Source organism: Mesorhizobium sp. B2-5-7, assembly GCF_006440875.1.
Lineage (GTDB): Bacteria > Pseudomonadota > Alphaproteobacteria > Rhizobiales > Rhizobiaceae > Mesorhizobium > Mesorhizobium australicum.
Map to the genome: position 1 here is coordinate 252749 of NZ_VFUO01000007.1, position 23474 is coordinate 276222.

Genomic DNA, 23474 nt, shown 5'->3' on the forward strand with positions numbered 1-23474 from the left:
GCGGAAACTCATTTTAAGAAGGTTTCCGCTATAAAGCTTCCCATCTGGGGACCTTTTCATGCCTGCCGCCATCAACCCGAAGCGAACACCCGTGTTCCGACTGCTCACGATAGCAAGTTCGGGCATTGGCAGTTTCGTCATCGGAATCTGGGGGCTGAAGCACGGTCTCGGCGACGGATTTGCCGGCATTTCGGCTGATATGATGGTGTCGATCATGGCCGCGCTTTGTGCGCTGGCCGCATCGGTGGCGGCAATGTCCTTCTTTGCTGGTGTCGATGAATCAGCGGATTTCGTCTTCAACGAAACCCATTTCGACAAGCTGACCGGACTGCTGGCCCGCCCGGCGATGGTCGGCAAGATCGCCGAGGCGGCATGCGCGACAAGCCGCACCGGGGAACCGATGTTCCTGATCGACATCGACATCGACCGGTTCAAGCAGATCAACGATGCAATCGGCTACACTCACGGTGACGAACTGATCCGCGCCTTCACCAAGCGGCTGCACGACTGCGTGCCGGCGCGCGCACTGATCGGGCGGATCGGGGCCGGCGAGTTCGCGGTGCTGCTTCCCGATCACCAGATCCAGGGGACCCTGGAAAGCATGGTCGAGAGGCTCATCGACGAGATGATGGAGCCGTATGAACTCAGCACCCACCAGCAATCGGTGAGCCTGTCGGTGGGCATCGTGGCGATGCCCAAGGATGGGATCGATCCGGTCCTCATCCTGCGCCGTTCCAACCTGGCGCTGCAGAATGCGCGCGCCAGCGGGGTTGGCAACTGGTCGGTCTTCAACAGCGATATGGGGCGGGTGGCCGACCATCGCCAATGGGTCGAGTCCGAACTGCACAATGCGTTCGAGCGCGGCGATTTCGACCTGCATTATCAGCCGCAGCTCGACCTTCCGACAGGCCGCATCGTCGGCTACGAGGCGTTGATCCGGTGGCAGCATCCCGAACGCGGCATGATCCCTCCGATGGAGTTTATCCAGATCGCCGAGGAGACCGGCATGATCAATCCGATCGGCGAATGGGTGCTGCGCAAGGCCTGCAGCGATGCCCGCCATCTGCCGGACGACTGTTTCGTCGCCGTCAACATCTCGCCGGTCCAGTTCATGACCAAGGATTTCGTCGGCCTTGTGCGCGACACGATGCGGAGCACCGGCATCAAGCCGTCACGGCTGGAACTGGAAGTCACCGAGACGGCGATGATGCAGGACCGCGACCGCGCGGCCGCCATCCTGAAAGAACTCGCCGAGATGGGGATCTCGGTCGCTGTCGATGATTTCGGCACCGGCTATTCCAACCTCAGTTATCTGATCGACTTCTCATTCGGCAAGCTGAAGATCGACCGCTCCTTCGTCAGTCGCATCGATACCGATGCGAGCTCCGGCGCGGTCGTGTCGACCATTGTCGGGCTTTCCCGGGCGCTTGGCGTCAGCATCATTGCCGAGGGCGTCGAGACCGAGAACCAGGCGACACTGCTGCGGGCAGCTGGTTGCGAAGTGGTGCAGGGCTATCTGTTCGGCCGGCCGGCGCCGCTCAAATTCAGCGCTGGTGACAGGCACGCCACCGACGAAGTCCGGCGCGTCGCCAATCTACACTGACCTACAACATGTCGCGGCAATAGGATTCGCCCGACCTGCTGTAAGCTTCCGATTTATGGATGGCGTTGCCCCCGAACCGATGACACTTCCGGGCGACACGCATTAAATGCATCGCGTCAGCGCCGTGCGACAAACACCTTGAACATGCCGTCGCGGGCAAGCTCGGCGTGGCTGGCAAAGGCGGCCGACAGCACCGGCTCGTAGGGAAGCTGGCGGTTGGCGACCATGAACAGGCGCCCACCGGGCTTCAGGGCCTTGGCCGCGGCGCGGATCATGCCGACGCCGATCTCGGGCTCGGCCGCACGGCTGCGGTGGAAGGGTGGGTTCATTGCGATGACGTCGTAGCGGCGCTCGACAGGCTCGGCCAGCAGATCCGTCCAGAAGAAGCCCTGCGCCACGGTGTTGGCAAGGTTGCCCCTGGCGGCCTCCAGCGCATCGAAATCGGCTTCGTAAAGATCGAGGGCCGACAAGCCCGGACAGCGGGCAGCCATCTCGGCCGCCACATAGCCCCAGCCGGCGCAGAAATCGGCCGCGGTGCCACGCAAATCACCGGGCAGATTGTCGACCAGCAGTTTCGAACCGGCATCGACGCGGTCGAAGGAGAACATGCCGGGTGCGGTGCGGAACCGGTCCTCAACAAGCAAGGCGGGATTGGCGGCGCGAAGCGCGGCGGCGGCTTGCACATCAACCGGACGACGCAGCCAGAAGGCAATGCCGTGATATTTTGGCATGTGGCTATCAAGGAGAACAAGATCGCCGACGCGCTTACGCAGGCTTGCGATGCCATCCTCCTTGCCACCGGCAATGACGATCAATCCGCCCTCCGCCACCCGCTCGAGAGCCTCGGCGATGCGCAGTTCGTTTTCGCCGCGATGACGGCCGGCGAGCACAAGCACGGCATCAAAATCCTCACCGGCCGATCGCGGCGTGACCGTGAAGCCAGCCGCCTGCAAAGCGCGGAAATACGGGCGAAAGCCCTGTACGAGATGCAGCGTAGCCTCGAAGCCCTGTGGCAAGCGCAGGCCGGGTTCGGCGCCAAGGAAGAGAATGCGCTCGTCCCTGCCCGGCGGGGAAAGAGCCTCGGCCTCGAATGGATGAAAAAGCGTCTTCAACGCTTCAGCGGACATGGCCGTGCTCCATAAACAAAAACGGGCGCGACATAAGCCGCGCCCGCTTCGATTTTTCCGTCAGAGGCCTCAGGCGGCGTTTTCTTCGCCTTCGGTCTTCTTGTCGCGGGCGATTTCCTTGCCGGTGGCCTGGTCGACGACCTTCATCGACAGGCGGACCTTGCCGCGCTCGTCGAAGCCCATCAGCTTGACCCAGACCTTGTCGCCTTCCTTGACGACGTCCGAGGTCTTGGCGACCCGGTCGTTGGCAAGCTGCGAGATGTGGACGAGGCCGTCACGCGGACCGAAGAAGTTGACGAAGGCGCCGAAGTCGGCGGTCTTGACGACCGTGCCTTCGTAGATCTCGCCGACTTCCGGCTCGGCGACGATGGTGTGGATCCACTTCTTCGCCGCCTCGATCTCCTTGGCGTTCGACGAAGCGATCTTGACCGTGCCGTCGTCCTCGATGTTGATCTTGGCGCCGGTCTTCTCGACGATCTCGCGGATGACCTTGCCGCCCGAACCGATGACGTCGCGGATCTTATCGGTCGGGATGTGCATGACCTCGATGCGCGGCGCGAACTCGCCGAGTTCAGGGCGGGCGCCGGTCAGGGCATGGGACATCTCGCCGAGGATATGCAGGCGACCGTCCTTGGCCTGGCCAAGGGCGATCTTCATGATCTCCTCGGTGATGCCGTCGATCTTGATGTCCATCTGCAGCGAGGTGATGCCGCCTTCGGTGCCGGCAACCTTGAAGTCCATGTCGCCGAGGTGATCCTCGTCGCCCAAGATGTCGGAGAGCACGGCGAAGCGCTCGCCTTCCTTGATCAGGCCCATGGCGATACCGGCCACCGGCTTGGCCAGCGGCACGCCGGCATCCATCAGCGCCAGCGAGGTGCCGCAGACGGTAGCCATCGAGGACGAGCCGTTGGACTCGGTGATCTCCGAGACGACGCGCAGCGTGTAGGGGAACTGGTCGGCGGAGGGCAGCATCGGACGGATGGCGCGCCAGGCGAGCTTGCCATGGCCGATTTCGCGGCGGCCCGGCGAACCCATGCGGCCGGTCTCACCGACGGAGTAGGGAGGGAAGTTGTAGTGAAGGAGGAATTTCTCCTTGTACATGCCGGTCAGGGAATCGACGTACTGCTCATCCTCGCCGGTGCCGAGCGTGGCAACCACGAGCGCCTGGGTCTCGCCGCGGGTGAACAGCGCCGAACCATGGGTGCGCGGCAGGACGCCGACTTCGGAGACGATCTTGCGAACCGTGCTCAAGTCGCGGCCATCGATGCGCGCGCCGGTGTCGAGGATGTTCCAGCGAACGACCTTCGCCTGCAATTCCTTGAATACCGAGCCGATCTGTTCGGAGGTGTACTTTGCGTCCTCGCCTTCAGCCGGGGCAAACGCGGCCTTGACCTTCGCCTTGACAGCGTCGACGGCGGCGTAGCGCTTCTGCTTGTCGACGTTCTTGTAGGCATTGCTGAGCTCGTCGCCGACGATCTTCAGCATCTCGGCCTCAAGCGCGGAATAATCCGGCGCGGTGAAGTCGCGCGGCTCCTTGGCGGCAACTTCCGCCAGCTTGATGATGGCGTCGATGACCGGCTGGAAACCCTTGTGGCCGAACATGACAGCGCCGAGCATCAGCTCTTCGCCGAGTTCCTTGGCTTCCGACTCGACCATCAGCACGGCATCGGTGGTGCCGGCGACGATGAGGTCGAGCTTGGACTCCTGCATCTCGTCGACATGCGGGTTCAGCACATATTCGCCATTGATGTAGCCGACGCGCGCGCCGCCGATCGGGCCCATGAAGGGAACGCCCGACAGGGTCAGGGCCGCCGAGGTGGCGACGATCGACAGGATGTCCGGGTCATTTTCGAGATCGTGCTGGACGACGGTGACGACGATCTGCGTGTCGTTCTTGTAGCCGGCGGCGAAGAGCGGGCGGATCGGGCGGTCGATGAGACGGGAAACCAGCGTTTCCTTCTCGCTCGGACGGCCTTCGCGCTTGAAATAGCCGCCCGGGATTTTGCCGGCGGCATAGGTCTTTTCCTGGTAATTGACGGTCAGCGGAAAGAAGTCGAGACCGGGCTTGGGCTCCTTCATCGAAACGACGGTGGCGAGAACCTTGGTCTCGCCGTAGGTGGCGAGCACCGCGCCGTCGGCCTGGCGCGCGATCTTGCCGGTCTCCAGGATGAGCGGACGACCGCCCCATTCGATTTCCACTTTGTGGTGATTGAACATGTCTTGTCCTTAATAAGCGGAAAGGGCCGCGCCGTTTCACGGTGCGCGGATGCCCTTTGCCTGGCTTCCTTTCTCGGGCAGCCACGGGCAAGACAACGGGAAGCTCGGGTGATTTAGGCGCGACAAGCGCGCGCGAGCGTCCTGCAATCCTGCCCCATGACCGTCCATGGGCGGTTTCGAACGGCCCTTTGCACGCTCGAAACCGGGTCTGGCCAGCCTATGCGACTGGCAGAATGCGCGACCGGCGGGCTCTCCGAAGAAAGCCCGCCGGTCAATTCGTCAACGGCGCAGACCGAGCTTCTCGATCAGTGTCTGATAGCGCGAGTCGTCCTTGCGCTTGAGATAATCAAGCAGGCTGCGGCGCTGGGACACGAGAGCGAGCAGACCACGGCGGGAATGGTTATCCTTCTTGTGGTCCTTGAAATGGTCGGTCAGGTTCTTGATGCGCTCGGAAAGGATGGCCACCTGGACTTCCGGAGACCCGGTATCGCCCTTGGCGGTTGCGAATTCACCCATCAATTCCTGTTTGCGCTCGGCAGTAATCGACATCGTGTTTTTCCTTATCTGTTTGAGGAAACGGGTCGCCCACAGCCGGGATGTCGTCCAGCAGGGGCCGTGCATGCAAAGCGTCAAGGCGCTATGCTGCGGCGCATATAGTGCAATTCCCAGAAAAACACCAGCCCAATTCACAAGCCGGCTTTTGAGGCTCAAATGACAGGTTTAAACCCGGTCAAAGCCATTTCTTCCATTTGAAGAATGCAATCAGCCCGACAGCGACGGCAGCCATGAACAGCAGAGACAAGGGATAGCCGTAGTACGCCTTCAGCTCCGGCATATTCCATGGCGAGCTGGCGGGGTCGAAGTTCATGCCCCAGATGCCGACCAGGAAGGTCAGCGGCATGAAGATGACCGAAACGATGGTGAGATAGGAGATGACGTCGTTGGTGCGGGCCTGGCTCAGCGACAGATGCATTTCGATCAGGCCGGTCAGCATGTCGCGCTGGGTCTCGACCAGCTCGATCAGCCTGAGCGAATGGTCGAGCGTGTCGTTGAGGAAGACCTTGGTCTCGGCTGTGACATAGGCCACGTCGTTGCGGATCAGCGTTGCCAGCGCATCGCGCATGGGCCACAGCACGCCTTTCAAAACATTGGCATCGCGCCGCAATTCGTGCAGCTGCCGCATCTGGTGCTTGTGCGTCGAATGCAGCATCTGGTCCTCAATGCTGTCGACCAGGTCGCCGGCAGCCTCGATCGGCGGAAAATAGCTGTCGACGATGGCGTCGATCAGCGCATAGGCGAGATAGTCGGCGCCGCGCGTGCGCAACCGGTTGGGGGCCGAACTCTCGATGCGCTTGCGCACCGGATCGAACGGATCGCCCTCGCGCTCCTGGAAGGTGACGACGAAGTTCTCGCCGAGGAAGAGAGCGATCTGCTCGTAGCGATGCGACGTGACATCGTCGATCATGCGCATGACGACGAAGGCGTGATCCTCGAAGAAGTCGACTTTCGGCCGCTGGCCGGTGTTGACGACGTCCTCCAGCGCCAGCGGATGCAGGCTGAAGATGCGGCCGATCTCCTCGATCAATTGGATGTTGGCAAGGCCGGTGCAGTCGAGCCAGATGACCGGCCATTTCCGGCAACTGGCCTCGACATCGTCGATGCTGGCGTTCTCGATGGTCTTGAACTTCTGCGGCGAGATCAAGGTCAGCCGCAGTTCGGAGCGCCGCGCCGCCGGATCGGCGATCAGCGTACCAGGCGAGGCGCCAACCGGGGGCCGCCTCGTCTTCACCGGCGCCCTTTTTTTCACCACCTCGGCCTTTGCCATGCCACCACCCGTCGAACCTGCTTGTCCTATACCGTCATGGCGATCAGACCGGTCACCCGGCAAAGACCCGCTTGGGCTTGAACATGCCTTGCTCGATAGCGCCAATGGCGACGAGCTTGCCGCGCGCCGTCGCACAGGCTTCCTCCGCCTCCACCGGTGCGTCACGGCCACGAATGATGACTGGATTGCCGAGGCGGATCTTTGTCGCGGCATCGTCGCTGATCGCGATCTGCGGCAGGCAGTCGAGCGCCGCCGAGGTGTCGACGAGAAGCCCGTCGATGGCGCCGAAATCTATAGGCATCTCCACTACGTCCGCGGCATCTGCCTCCGGATCCGGTTTATCGTCACCTTGCGCGCCGAAGCGCGCGGCCTCGAGTTCGGCGATGGTGACGAAGTCCTCTGGCGTAAACGGCTCGACCTCGACCCGGCGCAGTTCGCTGATATGGCCGAAGCAGCCGAGGTCGCGGCCCATGTCGCGGGCCAGCGAACGCACATAGGTGCCCTTGCCGCATTCGACTTCGAAAATCGTCTGGTCCGGCTTGTGCTCGACAATGTCGAGCCGGCCGATCTCGATCTCGCGCGGCGGTATGTCGACCGTCTCGCCTTCGCGGGCGAGGTCGTAGGCGCGTTCACCCGCAATCTTGATCGCGGAAAATTGCGGTGGCGTCTGCATAATGACACCGGTGTATTTCGGCAGCAACACCCGGATATCGGCTTCCGATGGACGCTGATCGGCCTCTTTCGTCACCGGACCTTCGAGGTCATCGGTCGACCGCTCCTGTCCCCAGGCAACGGTGAAACGGTAAATCTTGGCGCCGTCCTGCACGTAGGGCACGGTCTTGGTGGCCTCGCCGAGCGCGATCGGCAGCATGCCGGAGGCAAGAGGGTCGAGCGTGCCGGCATGGCCGGCCTTTTCGGCCTGGAACAGCCATTTGATCTTGGAGACGGCCTCGGTCGAGCCCATACCGACCGGCTTGTCCAGCACCACCCAGCCGGAGACCGGCCGGCCCTTCTTCTTGCCGCGACGCCCCATTATTCTTCTTCCTTGTTGTCGTCGCTATCCAGGTCGCGTGCCACTTCGGGTGACTTCAGCAGGTCGTTGATCCTGGCGAAATTGTCGAAGGACGTATCCAGCCGGAAACGGAACTCCGGCATGTACTTCATCTGCCGGAGCGCGCCGGAGACGCGGCCGCGCACGAACTTGGCATGCTTGTTCAGCGCTTCGATCACGGCGTCGGTATCCTTTGCGCCGAGCGGAGAAACGAAGGCTGTGGCGATCTTGAGATCCGGCGACATCCGCACTTCCGACACCGAAACGACGGTATTTTCAATCAACGGGTCGATGATGTCCCCGCGCTGCAGGGTTTCCGAGAGCGCATGGCGCACCTGTTCACCGACGCGCAACATGCGCTGGGATGGGCTTGATGTGGTGGAACGGGGCATTTTTCTCGATCCTGAAGCGTGAGGCGCGGGATGGGACCGTGCCGCATGTCTCAAATGATTATTCTCAACAGGCTTGTGGTCAACAGGCTTGGGGCGGCGGTCTTTCGACCACCGCCCGATATCGACAAGTCACTCGACCTCAGAGTGTGCGGGTCACCATCTCGACGCGGAAGCACTCGATGACGTCGCCGACGCGCATGTCCTCGTAGTTCTGGAAGGCCATGCCGCACTCCTGGCCGCCCGGGACTTCCGAAACTTCGTCCTTGAAGCGCTTCAGGGTCTTCAGCGTGCCTTCGTGGATGACGACGTTGTCGCGGATCAAGCGTACGCCCGCACCACGCTCGACCTTGCCTTCGGTGACACGGCAGCCGGCGATCTTGCCGACCTTGGTGATGTCGAAGATCTCGAGGATCTCGGCATTGCCGATGAAGGTCTCGCGACGCTCCGGCGAGAGCAGGCCCGACAGAGCCGCCTTCACGTCATCCACGAGGTTGTAGATGATCGAATAATAGCGGATCTCGATGCCCGCGGCCGCGGCCGCGGCACGTGCCTGCACATTGGCGCGAACGTTGAAGCCGATGATCGCCGCGCCAGACGTTTCCGCCAGCGAGACGTCGCTTTCGGTGATGGCGCCGGCGCCGGAATGAACGATGCGCGCACGAACCTCGTCGGTCCCAAGCTTGTCGAGCGCGGCATTGATCGCCTCGATCGAACCCTGCACGTCGCCCTTGATGACCAGCGGGAATTCCTTCAGCCCGCTCGTCTGCAACTGCGACATCATCTGTTCGAGCGAGCCGCGCTGGCCGGCATGCCTGGCCACCGCCTTCTCGCGCGCCAGACGCTGGCGATATTCGGTGATCTCGCGGGCACGGGCCTCGTTGTTGACCACGGCGAAGCGGTCGCCGGCCTGCGGCGTTCCCTGAAGGCCGAGCACCTCGACCGGCATCGCCGGCGGTGCTTCCTTGATCTGCTCGCCGCGATCGTTGACCAGAGCGCGCACGCGGCCCCATTCATTGCCGGCGACGAGGATGTCGCCCGGCATCAGGGTGCCGGTCTGCACCAGAACGGTGGCGACGGGACCACGGCCCTTGTCGAGCTGCGCCTCGATGACGACGCCCTCGGCGGTACGGTCGGGGTTGGCCTTGAGGTCGAGGATTTCGGCCTGCAGCAGGATCGCCTCGAGCAACTTGTCGAGATTGGTGCCCTTGGTCGCCGAAACTTCGACGTCCAGCACTTCACCGCCCATGGATTCGACGAAGACCTCATGGCGCAACAGCTCGGAACGCACCTTCTGCGGATCGGCGTCGTGCTTGTCGATCTTGTTGATCGCCACGATGATCGGGACGCCGGCCGCCTTGGCATGGCTGATCGATTCGATGGTCTGCGGCATGACGCTGTCGTCGGCCGCGACCACCAGGATGGCGATGTCGGTCGCCTGGGCGCCACGGGCGCGCATCGCCGTGAAGGCGGCGTGGCCGGGCGTGTCGATGAAGGTGATCTTCTGACCGTTCTTCTCGACCTGATAGGCGCCGATATGCTGGGTGATGCCGCCGGCCTCGCCGGAAACGACATTGGCATTGCGGATCGCATCGAGCAGCGAGGTCTTGCCGTGGTCGACGTGGCCCATGATGGTCACGACCGGCGGACGCGACACCAGGTCCTCGGCATTGTCGGCGATGTTGAACAGGCCTTCCTCGATGTCGGACTCGGCAACGCGGCGGACCGTATGACCGAATTCGGTGGCGACCAGTTCGGCCGTGTCGGCGTCGATGACGTCGCCCGGCTTCAGGATCTGGCCCTGCTTCATGAAATACTTGACCAGGTCGACAGCACGCTCCGACATGCGCTGCGCCAGTTCCTGGATGGTGATGGTCTCGGGCAGGATCACTTCGCGCATGACCTTCTCGCGCGGCTCGTTGTGCATCGCGCGCTTGAATTTTTCCTGGCGGCGACGCATCGACGACAGCGAACGAGCCCGGGCATCCTCGTCGGACAGCGCGGAGTTCAGTGTCAGCTTGCCACGGCGGCGGTCTTCCTCGCTCTTGGTGGGCTTTGCCGGGCGCGCCACTTCAGGCGTGACCAGACGGCGCACCGGTGCGCCGGCGGTCGCCCGCTTCGGCTTGACCTCTTCCTCCTCGTCGGCGGTCGCCAACTCGGCGGCTTGCGGTGCGCGGCGGCGCGCCTCTTCCTCGGCGCGGCGGCGCGATTCGGCCTCGGTCTGCAACCGTGCCTCTTCCTCGGCCTGGCGGCGCGCGGAATCCTCACGTTCGCGCTTGCGGCGCTCTTCGTCCTCGGCGCGGCGCTTGGCATCCTCGGCGGCCCGCTGACGGTCTTCGACCTCGCGGACCTTCGAGCCCTCGAGCGCCCTGCGGCGCGCTTCCATCTCGCTGCGCGACAATTCGTTCAGCACCATGCCGCTGCGCTCGACCGGAGCCGGCGGCGGGGGTGGCGCCTTGGGCGCTTCCTGGACGACAGGCGCCGCCACGACCGCCGGCTTCGGCGTGAAGACGGGCGCAGGCGGAGCCGCGGCCGGCTCCGGCTTGTCGCCGGGCAGCGAGAACTTGCGCTTCTTGGTCTCGACCACGACCGACTTGGTACGGCCGTGCGAGAAGTTCTGGCGCACGGTGCCCTGTTCCATGCCGGGGCGCTTCAGCGTCAAGGTCTTCTTCGGTGTAACACTCAACGTCTTGTCGTCGCCCGATTTCGTATCGCTCATTCCATATCCTCTGCGGCATCATCTTCGTCAGCAACGGCCGCAAGCATTGCAAGATCGTCCGGGGTACCGCCCCGATATCGGTCGAGCGCAACCATGCGCTTCTGGACCGCCTTACCCGCGTCTCCCGCGAGGACGGCAGCATGTATCACATTTGTACCCCCCAATGCCAAGCTCAACTCGGCCTCGGAGAAAAGTTTGTAGGCAAGGATGGAGGGGCCGCCGATATGGACGGTCGCCCGCCGCGCCTGGCTGATCTTGCGCACGCCATCCTCGGACGCTTCGGTCGCGTGGAGCACGAAAAGCGCCAGTCCGCCGCGCACCGCGCTCTCGACCTTGGTAGCGCCTAGCGAAATCGAGCCTGCCTTGCGGGCAAGACCCAGCATACCGAGAGCGTATCTGGAAAGCAGCCCGTCGACCATGCCGCCGAGATCGGGCGGCACGACCACCTGTGCCTTGAAGGCGCGGGCAAAAAGGTTCTTGGCCGCCGCCTTCTCGATATGTAGGCGGTCCGCACTCACCCAGCAACCACGGCCGGGCAGATTTCTCTTGAGATCGGGAACGACGGCCGAATCCGGGCCGACGACGAACCGGATCAGTTCATCCGGTTCGGCCTGTTTGCGGGTGACGATGCAGGTGCGATCGTTCATCTCGTCCAAGGGCGGGTTGTGTGCGATGCGGTTTCACCTCACGCACCAACGGCTTCGTCGGCCGTTTCTTCTTCGGCCGCAAGCTCGTCTTCGGTGATCCAGCCGGCCTTGAGGCGAGCGGCCAGAACCATCTGCTCGGCATCGGCGCGCGAAACGCCGTGATTGGCCAGCACGCCGGGATAGACCTTGGTCTCGCCGTCCTTGCGTTCCTTCCAGCCGGTGAGGTCGTCGGCGGCATAGCCGGCGAAATCCTCGATCGTCTTCACGCCATCCTCGCCGAGCGTCACCATCATGGCGGTGGTGACGCCGGGGAGTTCGCGCAGATCATCCGAAACGCCCAGCGCCTTGCGCTTCTCGTCGTGCTCGGCCTCGATCTTCTCCAGATATTCGCGGGCGCGGGTCTGGATTTCCGAGGCTGTATCCTCATCGAAGCCGTCGATCGAGGCGATCTCGCCGGCATCGACATAGGCGACTTCCTCGACGCTGGTGAAGCCTTCCGAGGCCAGCACCTGGCCGACCATCTCGTCGACATCGAGGGCTTCCATGAACAGCGCCGAGCGCTCGACGAATTCCTTCTGGCGGCGCTCGGATTCCTCGGCCTCGGTCAGGATGTCGATGTCCCAGCCGGTGAGCTGCGAGGCAAGGCGCACGTTCTGGCCGCGGCGGCCGATGGCCAGCGACAGCTGATCGTCGGGAACCACCACTTCGATACGCTCCGCATCCTCGTCGAGCACGACCTTGGCGACTTCCGCCGGCTGCAGCGCATTGACGATGAAGGAGGCCGCCGAAGGCGACCACGGAATTATGTCGATCTTCTCGCCCTGCAATTCGCCGACGACGGCCTGGACGCGGCTGCCGCGCATACCGACGCAGGCGCCGACCGGATCGATCGAGCTGTCACGCGAAATGACGGCGATCTTGGCGCGCGAGCCCGGGTCGCGGGCGACCGACTTGATCTCAATGATGCCGTCATAGATCTCCGGCACTTCCATGGTGAAGAGCTTGGCCATGAACTGCGGATGGGTGCGCGACAGGAATATCTGCGGGCCGCGCTGCTCGCGCCGCACGTCGTAGACATAGGCACGCACGCGATCGCCATATTTGTAGTTTTCGCGCGGGATCAGCTCGTCGCGGCGGATGATCGCCTCGCCACGGCCGAGATCGACGATGACGTTGCCATACTCGACGCGCTTGACGGTGCCGTTGACGATCTCGCCGATACGGTCCTTGTATTCGTCGTACTGACGGTCACGCTCGGCCTCGCGCACCTTCTGCACGATGACCTGCTTGGCAGACTGGGCGGCGATGCGGCCGAAATCCATCGGCGGCAGCAGTTCGGCGATGAAATCGCCAAGCTGGGCGTCGGGATTGCGCTCACGCGCCGAGGAAATGGCGATCTGGGTCGCGTAATCGTCGACCTTCTCGACCACTTCCATCAGCCGCTGCAGCTTCATCTCGCCGGTGTTCGGGTTGATGTCGGCGCGAATGTTGGTCTCCTGGCCATAACGCGAACGCGCCGCCTTCTGGATCGCATCGGCCATGGCGGCGATGACGATCGACTTGTCGATCGACTTCTCACGCGCGACCGCATCGGCGATCTGCAGCAGTTCAAGTCTGTTGGCGCTTACAACCATGTTCTTTCTCCCGAGCCTGTTCGCCGGACCTTTGCGCCCGGCAGCTCAATCAAATTTCCTGTTCGTGTTCTTCCGTGGCGTCCGGTTCCGTACCCTCGGACACATCGTCGTCCGGTTCACCGCGGCGTCTCTTGGCTTCCTTGCGCTCCCTGTTGTCCCTGGACAACGCTTCGCGAATGAGGTCGTCGGTCAGGATCAGCCTGACATCGGCAATGGCATCGTAGGGCACGCGCACCGTCGGCTCCTCGCCATACGCCGCCTTGTCGCGCTCGATCAGCACGTCGTTCTCACCGGCTTCGGCGATCTTGCCCTTGAAGCGCTTGCGGTCGGCGACGACGACCGATGTTTCCATCTTCACCAGATGACCGGTCCAGGTCACGAAATCCGATTTACGCACCAGAGGCCGATCGATGCCGGGCGAAGAGACTTCGAGGTGATAGGCCTTTTCGATCGGATCATCGACGTCGAGCGCCGGCGACACCGCGCGGCTGACCTCTTCGCAATCCTCGACGGTCATGGTGCCGTCCTCACGCTCGGCCATGATCTGCAGCGTCAGCCCGTTCTGGCCGGACAGATGCACGCGCACGAGGCGAAAGCCGATGCCACGCAGCACCGGCTGGACGATCAGCGCAATGCGCGCATCGATGCCGCTTTCGCGGATGATGCGATCGTCACCTTCGTTTGCCGTTCCAGTCATCGTTGCCTATCGTTGGTCTCGAACCTATCGGCAGGTAATAAAAAAGAGCGGGACCGGGTGGACCCACTCTTCGTCATACCGACCAAGAATTTGAGGCTGATATAAACGAACACGGTTCGTGTTTCAAGTCCGCAGTCCCGGCCGGACGAAAGCCTGTGGGTTCAGGGTTGTTCCAGGCGCATGGCCGCCATGCGGCAATCCGCCTGTGAGAGCCGGCGGCGCGCTCTTATTTGTTAGCCATCAAACGAATTGAATTGGCGCGCTGGCGCGCGAAAGGACAAGACCATGAGCAACCGCAGGATATTCTCCGCCTTGGGCGATCTGTTCACCACATTCGGCAGCGCCGTTGCCGCGTGTCGCGCCGTGGAAGCCGGGCGCAAGCCCAGAGCCGACGACCTGCGCAATCTCGGCATGGATCCGGCCGTATTCAACAGGACCGGTCGTTCCTGACTCCAACAGGCATTCGACCCCGTCCTCCCGGCAGGTTGCCGGTTGGGCGGACCTAGGTCCTGACGAAAGTCAGATAGGCCGGCCGGCGCCCCTCGCGAATGGCCTTTGCCTCATAGCGCGTGCCGGGCCAGCCCTCATAGGAGCGATGCCAGTCCGCCGCTTCCGCAGCCTGCCATGCGAAAGCGCCATGCGCCCGGCAATGCAGCAAGGTCCAGTTCACATAAGTGTCGATGTCGGACGCAAAGCGGAACTTCGAGCCGGGTTTGAGGACGCGTGCGAAACGATCGAGATTGACCGGACTGACGAAACGCCGCTTCCAGTGTTTTTTCTTCGGCCAGGGATCGGGATAGAGAAGATCGATGCCGTCGAGCGAGGTCGGCGGCAACCAGTCAAGCAACTGGGTGGCGTCGTCGTCGTAGACCCTGAGATTGGCCAGCGGCGCTGCCCGCACAGCCATCATCATCTTGGCCATGCCGTTGACAAAGGGCTCGACGCCTATGAAGCCGGTCGCGGGCGCCTCGATGGCGCGATGCAGGAGATGTTCACCGCCGCCAAAGCCGATCTCGAGCCGAACCGCCGAAACCTCTGCTTCAAACAGGACGCGCAGGTCTGGCGGTGCCTCGGCCGTCAGATCGAGCCGGTATTTGCCAAGCCCGCTTTCCAGCGCCGCGGCCTGCTGCGGGCGCACGGGCTTGCCGCGCCGGCGACCGAAGAAGGCTTCGGTCATGCGGCTTGGCCTGTCCGCGTCACTCATCGACTGGCGCCAGTCCTGCCGCCGCCCTCAGGCCGCGACAGCATCCTTGAGCGCCTTGGCCAGATCGGTCCTTTCCCAGGAGAAAGACCCGTCACGGCCAGCCTTGCGGCCGAAATGGCCGTAAGACGACGTCTTGGCGTAGATCGGCTTGTTGAGGTCGAGATGACGGCGGATGCCTGACGGCGACAGGTCCATCACGCTGCGCAGCGCGTCCTCGAGCTTTGCCTCGTCGACCTTGCCGGTGCCGTGCAGGTCGACATAGACCGATAGCGGCTGGGCGACACCGATGGCGTAGGAAAGCTGGATGGTGCAGCGATCGGCGAGCTTCGCCGCCACGACATTCTTGGCCAGGTAGCGCGCCGCATAGGCAGCCGACCGGTCGACCTTGGTGGTATCCTTGCCGGAAAAGGCGCCGCCGCCATGGGGGGCTGCGCCGCCATAGGTGTCGACGATGATCTTGCGGCCGGTCAGGCCGGCATCGCCATCCGGACCGCCGATGACGAACTTGCCGGTCGGGTTGATGTACCACATGCAATCGTCAGCGATCTTGAGGTCGCCCAATGCCTCGCGGATATAAGGTTCCACGACCTTGCGGACCTTCTTGGAATCCCAGCTTGAATCCAGATGCTGGGTCGACAGGACGATCTGCGTCGCCTCGGCGGCCTTGCCGTCGACATAGCGGACGGTGACCTGGCTTTTCGCGTCCGGCCCGAGCTTGCCGGCCTCGCCGTTGTTTTCGTGGCGGGCCGCTGCCAGAAGTTCGAGAATCTTGTGGCTGTAGTAGATCGGCGCTGGCATCAGGTCCGGCGTCTCGCGGCAGGCATAGCCGAACATGATGCCCTGGTCGCCGGCACCTTCCTCGCCCTGACGGTCGGCGGCATTGTCGACGCCCTGGCCGATATCAGGCGACTGGCCATGCAGCAGGACCTCGATCTTGGCCGTCTTCCAGTGAAAGCCAGCCTGCTCGTAGCCGATCTCACGGATCGCCTTGCGGGCGACGGATTTGAACTTCGCCGGGTTGACGACGGGGTGGCCCGCGGCATCCTTGAGGATGTTGCCGGCCTTGTCCTTCTTCAACAACGTCTCGGGAACGCGCACTTCACCGGCGATGACGACCCGGTTGGTGGTCGCGAGCGTCTCGCAGGCGACACGGACTTTCCATGGGTCCATGCCGGTCTTCTTGGCTTCACGATAGACCAGATCGACGATTTCGTCGGAGATGCGGTCACAGACTTTGTCGGGATGGCCCTCGGCTACGGATTCCGAGGTAAAGAAGTAGTTCTGCCGCGTCACGGGTGTCCCCTCTTGAAAAACGATCGGCAGGCTGCCGATTTTGGCGCGCCACGTGTTAGCGGGGCAAAGCGCTGCTCGTCAAGCGCTGCCGCGGCTCTGGCCTGAATGTCGGAGGCGAAATCTTGTGCCACCGGCGGCGCACGCCGCCGGTGCAAAGCGCATTGCGGATCAGTCGAGATCGTCCTCGGCGAGCGATTTCACCAGGTCAATGATCCTGCGGCGTACCTTGACGTCGGCGATCTTGACAAAGGCCCGGTTGAGCTGAAGTCCTTCGGGACTGCCGCAGAACTCGACAGCGAAAGCCATCGAACTATCCTCGGCAAAGCCGCGGTTGGCGGTCAATTCCTGGCCTGGCGCATCCTCGAAAAAGAAGGCGACGGGGACGCCGAGTATGGAGGCAATCGCCTGCAGGCGGCTGGCACCGACGCGATTGGTGCCCTTTTCATATTTCTGGATTTGTTGGAACGTGATGCCGAGATTCTCGCCCAGCTTTTCCTGGCTCATCCCGAGCATATTGCGGCGAAGCCGGACCCGGCTTCCCACGTGAATATCGATGGGATTGGGTTTCTTCTTGTTTTCTTCTGTCATTTTTTCCTCGCCGAATTTTTTCGGCTTTGTGATTTTTTCCTGCCCAAAGAAAGCCGGAGGCGACTGCCCCAACAGAACGATCCACCAGCTTCGAGAAATTTTCAGGCGGTACAGTATGAGTTTCTAATGTGCCAGCTGTCAATTCACCCGTAGCTTTTGCCTTACGTTCAACAGTCCCCCTACAAGCGCAAACAGCAACATGATCAGCATTCCGTTAATGCGCCGCTGGCTGGACGAAATGACCGTCTGTGCGGAAACAGGCACCTTCACATCGATGGCTCCGCGCGCGTCGATCGCAAGGGCGTCGACGACGCGGCCACGGGCGTCGACCACGGCCGAGATGCCGTTGTTGGCAGCACGCAACAAGGGCAATCCATTCTCCACCGCGCGAATCTGGGCCTGCCTGAAATGCTGATACGGTCCCGGCGTGTCGCCGAACCATGCATCGTTGGTAACGTTCACAATAAGCTGCGATGACGTAGCGTCAACTGCCACCAGATCGGGAAAGATCACCTCATAACAGATAAATGGCAGGGCACGAATGCCGCCCGGCAACGTGATGGCATGACGCTCGTTGCCGGCCGTGAACGTCAGCGGCCCGGCGACCAGCTGTTCGATGCCGAAACGAGCGAGCAGGTCGGCGAAAGGCAGATACTCGCCGAACGGCACCAGATGAACCTTGTCCACGGCGTCGGCGATCTCGCCCTTGTCGTCGATCGCCACCACGGAGTTGTAGTAGCGGCTGTCGGCGCTGGCCGCCGAGCCGCCCTCCTCACGCACGACGCCGGCGATCAGCATCTGGCCGTCGCCCAGCATGTCGCCCAGCGCCGTCAAGGCGTCAGGGCGCTCCGTGAAAAGGAACGGTACCGAGGTTTCCGGCCAGAGAATCAATTGCGGTTTTTCGTGACCTGGGTCCGGTGCCTTTGCGGAGAGGCCCAGCAAGGTGGCGAAGATGCGGTCGCGCACCGAGGCATCCCATTTTTCCGACAGATCCACGGCCGGCTGGACGATGCGGACATCGAGACTGCGCGTCGCCGGCTTTTCGGGGGCGTTGAGCCTGACATAGCCAAAGCCGACATGGGCGGCGGCGAGCACGACAAACAGCGCGGCGCCCAGCCGAAGATGCCGGCGCGCCGCCAGCAGCGCCGGCAGTGCGAAAAGGAAAACCGCGAGCGCGTTCATGCCGATCATGCCGGTCACCGAGACGCTCTGCATCAAAAGCGGCACCGGCATCGCCGCGTAGCCGATGGCGTTCCAGGGGAAACCGGTGAACATGAAGCCGCGCAGCCACTCCGCCAGCGCAAAACCGAAGGCGAGGGCAGCGATACGGCCGATATCGCTGCTCCACAGGAGCCGCGCGACCACCGTTGCGAAGCCATAGAAAAATGCGAGCGCGAAGGGAATGCCGACCACCGCGAACGGCAGCGCCCAGGCAAAGTCGTCGGCCTCGACCAGCAGCGCCGAGCCGATCCACCAGAGGCCGGCGAGGAAATAACCGAAGCCGAACCACCAGCCGACGGCGAAAGCCGGCCGCAGGCGCCGCAACAGGCTGCCCGAGGCTTCGCCGGTCGCGCCATCGAGCAGCCAGACCAGCAGCGGAAACGAAATGAAACAGGCGGCAAAGAAATCGTAAGGCGCCTGGCCCAGAACCGTCAGCGCCCCAGCAAAAAACGCCACAAGCGAACGCCGCCAACCCCAAAGCAGAATTATCCGGCCGGCAAGGCGCTCCATGCGTATTTCCGTCGCGCGAATCAGGAGCTAAGATTTATCAGGCCGCGCCGCGCGCTCCAAACGCCGGCGTGATTGCCCGGCCGCTCTCTACCGGTGCCAGCCTTCGATGCGCAGGCCACCCAACCGCTCGGCCTCTTCACGAGAAACAGAACGCACCGGTTGCGTGAACGTCCAGACATGGCCCTCGGGATCGCGCGCCCGATACTGGCGTTCGCCATAGAACTGGTCCGCCGGCTCCTGGATTATTGCAGCACCGGCCGCGCGGGCCTGCTCGCAATGCGCATCCAGGCCGTCTTTCAACCTGACATAGACCGATTGCGTGTTCTTGCCCTGGACCGACGCGGGGCTCGCGACATGATCGGCCCATTCAGAATCGACAATGAGGTAGCAATCGCCGAACCGCATTTCGGCGTGGACCAGCTTTCCCTCGGCATTGCTGACCACCATGCTGCGCTCGAAGCCAAAGGCTGTTTCAAGCCAATCCAGGGCAGAGCGTGGATCTTTGTAAAACACACCGGAGCCGAGGACCGAGTGCTTGAACGGATCTTCGATCGTCATGCGACAGCAGGCTTTCAGGCCTGTTCGGTGCGCGCCGTGGCCCGCCGGCGGCGTTCGCCCTTCTGGCTCTGCACGATGCGAACGCGCTTGACGCGGCGCGGATCGGCGTCCAGCACGTGGAATTCGAAGCCGGGAATGGCCTGCACCACCTCGCCGCGCGCCGGCACGCGGCCGAGCGTGTTGAAGATCATGCCGCCAATGGTGTCGACATACTCGCCATGTTCACCGGCGGCGAAATCCTCGCCGATCATCTTGGCGACCTCGTCGATCTCGGCCTTGCCGTCGACGATAAACACGCCGTCGCCGGTCTGGGTGATCATCGGCTCGTCGTCGTCGTGCTCGTCCTCGATGTCGCCAACCACCATCTCGACGATGTCCTCGAGCGAGACGAGGCCGTCCGTGCCGCCATATTCATCGATGACCAGGGCCATCTGCGTGCGCGTCGTCTGCATGCGGCCCATCAAGTCGGACGCAAGCATCGACGGCGGCACGAACAGGACCTGCCGGATCAGGTTGAGCTCTCCGATGGTGCGCGCGAGGTCGACCTGGGCGAGATCGAGAACCGTGGCGACAGGCGTTTTGCGGGTTGCACGGCCCTTCCTGACGCGCGCCAGCTTGGTGATATGGGCCAGCACGTCGCGGATATGGACCATGCCGCGCGGGTCGTCGAGCGTCTCGGAATAGACCGGCATGCGGGAATGGCCCGATTGTTCGAACATGCCAAGCAAGTCACCGAGCGACGTGGCGATCTCGACCGCCTCGATATCGGCGCGTGGCACCATGACGTCCTCGACGCGCACCTCGCGCAGGCGCAGGATGTTGTTGAGCATGGCGCGCTCGCCAGGCGAGAAGGATTCGACATCGCTCGTCGTCTCGGCGAGCGCGCCGGCGATCTCTTCGCGCAGGCTTGTGCCGTTGCGTTGCCGGAACAGGCCCAGCACGCGGTTGAACAGGGAGGGGCCGGCAGGCGACGGCTCGATGGCCGCGCTGCCGGTGTTGGCGACACCAGGGGTAACGGTACTCGGACTTGATCCCTCTTCCGACGTATCGGAAGCCTTGATCGCACTGCCGACATCGGGGCGGGCGGCAGTCTCTGGTTTGTCGTTCATCGTCGTCCGGTCAATTGGTCTTTTTTAGTTACGCGTAGGGATCGGGAATGGCAAGCCTTGCCAGCGCGGCGCGCTCGATGGCTTCCATCTCCTCGGCCTCCGCGTCGGTCTCGTGATCATGGCCCATGAGATGCAGCAGGCCATGGATGACGAGATGGCAGATATGGTTCTCCAGCGGCTTGTCTTCCAGTGCCGCCTCGCGCGCCACCGTCTCGGCGGCAAGCACGATGTCGCCGAGCATCGGCGGCAGCGGGCCGCCTTTTGCCGGCGGAAAAGCCGGGAAAGACAAGACGTTGGTGGGCTTGTCCTTGCCGCGCCAGCCGGCATTCAACGTACGGACATGGGCGTCGTCGGAAAAAACAATGCTGAGTTCGGAATGACCCGCCGCACCGGTCTCGGCAAAGGCGGCGTCAACCGCGCGATCGACCAGCCGCGTCAGGCTTGCTTCATCGGGCCAGTCGCCCGCTTCAACCGATATATCGATCTCGACGGGAACCGGGAGGCTCCCGCCGCCGGATGTGTTGTCATCAGGCATGAGGCCGCATCGTCAAGATCAATTCTCGGCACCGAGGCCACGAGCCAGCTTGGCGTCCCGGTCATAGGCCCTGACGATTTCCGCCACCAGCGGATGGCGAACGACGTCGACATCGTTGAAGCGTACGGTTACCGCGCCTGCCACACCGTCGAGGACACGCAAGGCTTCGACCAGGCCCGACTTGGTGCTCGGAGGAAGATCGATCTGTGTCGGATCGCCAGTGACGATCATGCGCGAGTTCTCGCCGAGACGGGTGAGAAACATCTTCATCTGCATCGGCGTGGTGTTCTGAGCCTCGTCGAGAATGACGGCGGCGTGCGCCAGCGTGCGGCCGCGCATGAAGGCGAGCGGCGCGATTTCGATTACTTCGGCGGCAATGGCGCGCTCGACCTTGTCGGCCGGCATCATGTCGTAGAGCGCGTCATAGAGCGGCCGCAGATAGGGATCGACCTTCTCCTTCATGTCGCCCGGCAGGAAGCCCAGCCGTTCGCCCGCCTCGACAGCCGGTCGCGATAAAATGATGCGCTCGACCATGCCGCGTTCCAGCAGCATCGCCGCATGCGCCACTGCCAGATAGGTCTTGCCGGTGCCGGCTGGACCGATGCCGAACACCAGTTCCGACCGCTCCAGCGCCCGCATGTAAGCGTCCTGGTTCAGGGAGCGGGCATAGATGGTCTTCTTGCGGGTGGCGATCTGGGCGGCGGAGACCTTGCCCTTGCGCTCCAATGTCGGCAGCGTGAGCTGGTCGTCGGCGGCGATAGCCATGCGCACGGCCCCGTCGACATCGGACTGGCTGATATCGACGCCCTTCTGCAGGATGCCGTAGAGATTGTCCAAGGCGCGGCGCGCCTGTTCGGCGGCCGAAGCGGATCCCTTGATGGTCAGCTGGTTGCCGCGCGAGCGTATGTCGACGCCGAGCTTCTGCTCAAGCCGGGCCAGGTTTTCGTCGAACTGGCCGTAAAGGGCGCTAGCAAGCTTGTTGTTGTCGAAAGTCAAAACGATGTGCGCCATGTCAGAAGCCCCGGATGCCGGTACCGGGGGCAGATTCTTCAGCTCCGCTGCGCTCAACCGTCTCTCCTCATCTGCCGAGACCATCAGGCCAATTCGGCGAACAGGCTGTTGTAGCCCGTCTTCGTGATTCGCACCTTGATAATGTCACCGATTTCGCCGGCGTTTTCATCAACAATAACTGGCTGCAGCCAAGGCGAGCGGCCGACCTTCTGGCCGGCCTGACGACCGGGCTTCTCGATCAGCGTATCTATGGTGCTGCCGATCAAACTCAAGCCGAAATCCTGCTGTTGCTTCAAGAGCAATGCTTGCAGGCGCTGCAAGCGGTCGTCCTTGACCGCTTCCGGCACGTGGTCGGACATCTCGGCGCCGGGCGTACCGGGACGCGGCGAATATTTGAACGAGAAGGCCGAGGCATAATTCACCTGGCGCACCAGATCCATGGTCGCCTCGAAATCGGCCTCCGTCTCGCCGGGGAAACCAACGATGAAATCGCCCGACAGCGCGATATCGGGGCGGGCGGCGCGGATGCGGTCGAGCAGCGCCAGATAGTCCTTGGCCGTATGCCTGCGGTTCATCGCCTTCAAAATGCGATCCGACCCGGATTGCACCGGCAGGTGCAGATAGGGCATCAGTGCGGCCAAGTCGCGGTGCGCGGCGATCAATTCGTCGTCCATGTCGCGCGGATGGCTGGTGGTGTAGCGCAGCCGCGCCAGGCCGGGGATTTCCGCCAGCCGGAACAGCAGCCGCCCGAGACCCCATTCCGCGGTCTTGCCCCCTTTGGTCTCGCCCTGGCCATGCCACGCGTTGACGTTCTGGCCGAGCAGCGTCACCTCGCGCACCCCGGCCTCGGCCAAGCGCTCGGCCTCGGCGACGATCTGCGCCACCGGCCGCGACACTTCCGAGCCTCTCGTATAGGGCACGACGCAGAAGGTGCAGAACTTGTCGCAGCCTTCCTGGACGGTGAGGAAGGCGGTGACGCCGCGCTTGATCACCTCGGCACGCTTGGGCTGCGGCAGATGCTCGAACTTGTCCTCGATGGCGTACTCGGTTTCGACGATCTTTTCGCCGCCGCGAACCCGTGCCAGCACGTCGGGGAGACGGTGATAGGTCTGCGGACCGATGACCAGGTCGACGGCCGGCGAACGCCGGATGATCTCGGCGCCCTCGGCTTGCGCCACGCAGCCGGCAACACCGATCAGCATCTCGCGGCCAGCGCTGGCCCGCTCGGCCTTCATGTCGCGGATGCGGCCAAGTTCGGAATAGACCTTTTCGGCGGCTTTTTCCCTGATATGGCAGGTGTTGAGCAGCACCAGATCGGCCTCGCCGATGACATCGGTCGCCGTATAGCCGTCAGCGACCAGCGCATCGGTCATGCGCTGTGAATCATAAACGTTCATCTGGCAGCCATAGGTCTTGACGAAGACCTTCTTGGCTGCCGTGGCGTTCGCCGCCGGCTGTCCGGCCACAGTGCCGATGTCGTCGCTTTCAATCGTGTTCAAGTCCATCCGGCGGCTTCTAACGCCTTTCCGTGACAAA

General features: G+C 63.0%; 21 protein-coding genes. 2 read left to right on the forward strand and 19 right to left on the reverse strand.

All coding sequences use genetic code 11. The features are described 5' to 3' along the window. The first annotated feature begins 58 nt into the window (after window positions 1-58). Window positions 59-1603 carry a bifunctional diguanylate cyclase/phosphodiesterase gene (locus tag FJ543_RS27330; protein WP_140878284.1) on the forward strand — a complete coding sequence of 515 codons (1545 nt, stop codon included), beginning with the start codon at window positions 59-61 and terminating at the stop codon, window positions 1601-1603. Window positions 1604-1719: 116 nt separating this feature from the next. Here the strand turns inward: FJ543_RS27330 and FJ543_RS27335 are convergent, their stop codons facing one another. The 10 genes from FJ543_RS27335 to rimP all read right to left on the reverse strand — a co-directional run bounded on the left by FJ543_RS27335 (window position 1720) and on the right by rimP (window position 13909). Beyond that, the gene (locus FJ543_RS27335) at window positions 1720-2730 is read right to left on the reverse strand and encodes a class I SAM-dependent methyltransferase (protein WP_140722943.1); all 1011 of its coding nucleotides are present in this window, start codon (window positions 2728-2730) and stop codon (window positions 1720-1722) included. A gap of 69 nt (window positions 2731-2799) precedes the next feature. After that, a complete protein-coding gene (gene pnp, locus FJ543_RS27340) occupies window positions 2800-4947 on the reverse strand; it encodes a polyribonucleotide nucleotidyltransferase (protein ID WP_015314001.1) in 2148 nt (715 codons plus the stop codon). A 279-nt stretch (window positions 4948-5226) separates the two neighbouring features. Beyond that, on the reverse strand, window positions 5227-5496 hold the full coding sequence (gene rpsO / locus FJ543_RS27345; protein WP_015314002.1) for a 30S ribosomal protein S15: 270 nt from the start codon (window positions 5494-5496) through the stop codon (window positions 5227-5229). 181 nt (window positions 5497-5677) lie between these two features. Continuing rightward, window positions 5678-6772 carry a magnesium/cobalt transporter CorA gene (gene corA, locus FJ543_RS27350; RefSeq protein WP_140787140.1) on the reverse strand — a complete coding sequence of 365 codons (1095 nt, stop codon included), beginning with the start codon at window positions 6770-6772 and terminating at the stop codon, window positions 5678-5680. A gap of 52 nt (window positions 6773-6824) precedes the next feature. Further along, on the reverse strand, window positions 6825-7805 hold the full coding sequence (truB, locus tag FJ543_RS27355) for a tRNA pseudouridine(55) synthase TruB (RefSeq protein WP_140878285.1): 981 nt from the start codon (window positions 7803-7805) through the stop codon (window positions 6825-6827). Continuing rightward, window positions 7805-8215: a 30S ribosome-binding factor RbfA gene (gene rbfA / locus FJ543_RS27360; protein WP_015314005.1), complete on the reverse strand. Its 411-nt coding sequence runs from the start codon at window positions 8213-8215 to the stop codon at window positions 7805-7807. The genes truB and rbfA overlap by 1 nt, the downstream gene beginning before the upstream one ends. Window positions 8216-8354: 139 nt before the next feature. Further along, a complete protein-coding gene (infB, locus tag FJ543_RS27365; RefSeq protein WP_015314006.1) occupies window positions 8355-10931 on the reverse strand; it encodes a translation initiation factor IF-2 in 2577 nt (858 codons plus the stop codon). Continuing rightward, window positions 10928-11578: an RNA-binding protein gene (locus FJ543_RS27370; protein WP_140614777.1), complete on the reverse strand. Its 651-nt coding sequence runs from the start codon at window positions 11576-11578 to the stop codon at window positions 10928-10930. Before FJ543_RS27370 ends, infB begins: the two co-directional genes overlap by 4 nt. Before the next feature lie 38 nt (window positions 11579-11616). Beyond that, window positions 11617-13212: a transcription termination factor NusA gene (nusA, locus tag FJ543_RS27375; RefSeq protein ID WP_015314008.1), complete on the reverse strand. Its 1596-nt coding sequence runs from the start codon at window positions 13210-13212 to the stop codon at window positions 11617-11619. Window positions 13213-13261: 49 nt separating this feature from the next. Continuing rightward, entirely contained in the window at window positions 13262-13909 is a 648-nt protein-coding gene (gene rimP / locus FJ543_RS27380) for a ribosome maturation factor RimP (RefSeq protein WP_015314009.1), read from the reverse strand. 285 nt (window positions 13910-14194) lie between these two features. Between rimP and FJ543_RS27385 the strand changes: the two genes are divergently transcribed. After that, entirely contained in the window at window positions 14195-14359 is a 165-nt protein-coding gene (locus FJ543_RS27385; protein WP_140878287.1) for a hypothetical protein, read from the forward strand. A 52-nt stretch (window positions 14360-14411) separates the two neighbouring features. Here the strand turns inward: FJ543_RS27385 and FJ543_RS27390 are convergent, their stop codons facing one another. The 9 genes from FJ543_RS27390 to miaB all read right to left on the reverse strand — a co-directional run bounded on the left by FJ543_RS27390 (window position 14412) and on the right by miaB (window position 23443). Beyond that, window positions 14412-15113, reverse strand: a complete 702-nt coding sequence (locus FJ543_RS27390) for a tRNA (guanosine(46)-N(7))-methyltransferase TrmB (protein ID WP_140878288.1) — start codon at window positions 15111-15113, stop codon at window positions 14412-14414. Between the two features lie 27 nt (window positions 15114-15140). Continuing rightward, a complete protein-coding gene (gene metK, locus FJ543_RS27395; RefSeq protein WP_015314012.1) occupies window positions 15141-16406 on the reverse strand; it encodes a methionine adenosyltransferase in 1266 nt (421 codons plus the stop codon). 168 nt (window positions 16407-16574) lie between these two features. Next, window positions 16575-16994 (reverse strand): helix-turn-helix transcriptional regulator, encoded by a 420-nt coding sequence (locus FJ543_RS27400; protein ID WP_127279029.1) that lies wholly within the window; start codon window positions 16992-16994, stop codon window positions 16575-16577. Between the two features lie 138 nt (window positions 16995-17132). Beyond that, window positions 17133-18725, reverse strand: a complete 1593-nt coding sequence (lnt, locus tag FJ543_RS27405) for an apolipoprotein N-acyltransferase (protein ID WP_140878290.1) — start codon at window positions 18723-18725, stop codon at window positions 17133-17135. Between the two features lie 87 nt (window positions 18726-18812). Then, window positions 18813-19283 carry a VOC family protein gene (locus tag FJ543_RS27410; RefSeq protein WP_140878291.1) on the reverse strand — a complete coding sequence of 157 codons (471 nt, stop codon included), beginning with the start codon at window positions 19281-19283 and terminating at the stop codon, window positions 18813-18815. Between the two features lie 14 nt (window positions 19284-19297). Further along, window positions 19298-20392 (reverse strand): hemolysin family protein, encoded by a 1095-nt coding sequence (locus FJ543_RS27415; RefSeq protein ID WP_140787131.1) that lies wholly within the window; start codon window positions 20390-20392, stop codon window positions 19298-19300. Between the two features lie 28 nt (window positions 20393-20420). Next, window positions 20421-20927: an rRNA maturation RNase YbeY gene (ybeY, locus tag FJ543_RS27420; RefSeq protein ID WP_015314017.1), complete on the reverse strand. Its 507-nt coding sequence runs from the start codon at window positions 20925-20927 to the stop codon at window positions 20421-20423. A gap of 18 nt (window positions 20928-20945) precedes the next feature. Then, window positions 20946-21938 carry a PhoH family protein gene (locus FJ543_RS27425; protein ID WP_031241013.1) on the reverse strand — a complete coding sequence of 331 codons (993 nt, stop codon included), beginning with the start codon at window positions 21936-21938 and terminating at the stop codon, window positions 20946-20948. Between the two features lie 83 nt (window positions 21939-22021). Continuing rightward, window positions 22022-23443 (reverse strand): tRNA (N6-isopentenyl adenosine(37)-C2)-methylthiotransferase MiaB, encoded by a 1422-nt coding sequence (gene miaB, locus FJ543_RS27430; protein WP_140878293.1) that lies wholly within the window; start codon window positions 23441-23443, stop codon window positions 22022-22024. Window positions 23444-23474 lie beyond the last annotated feature (31 nt).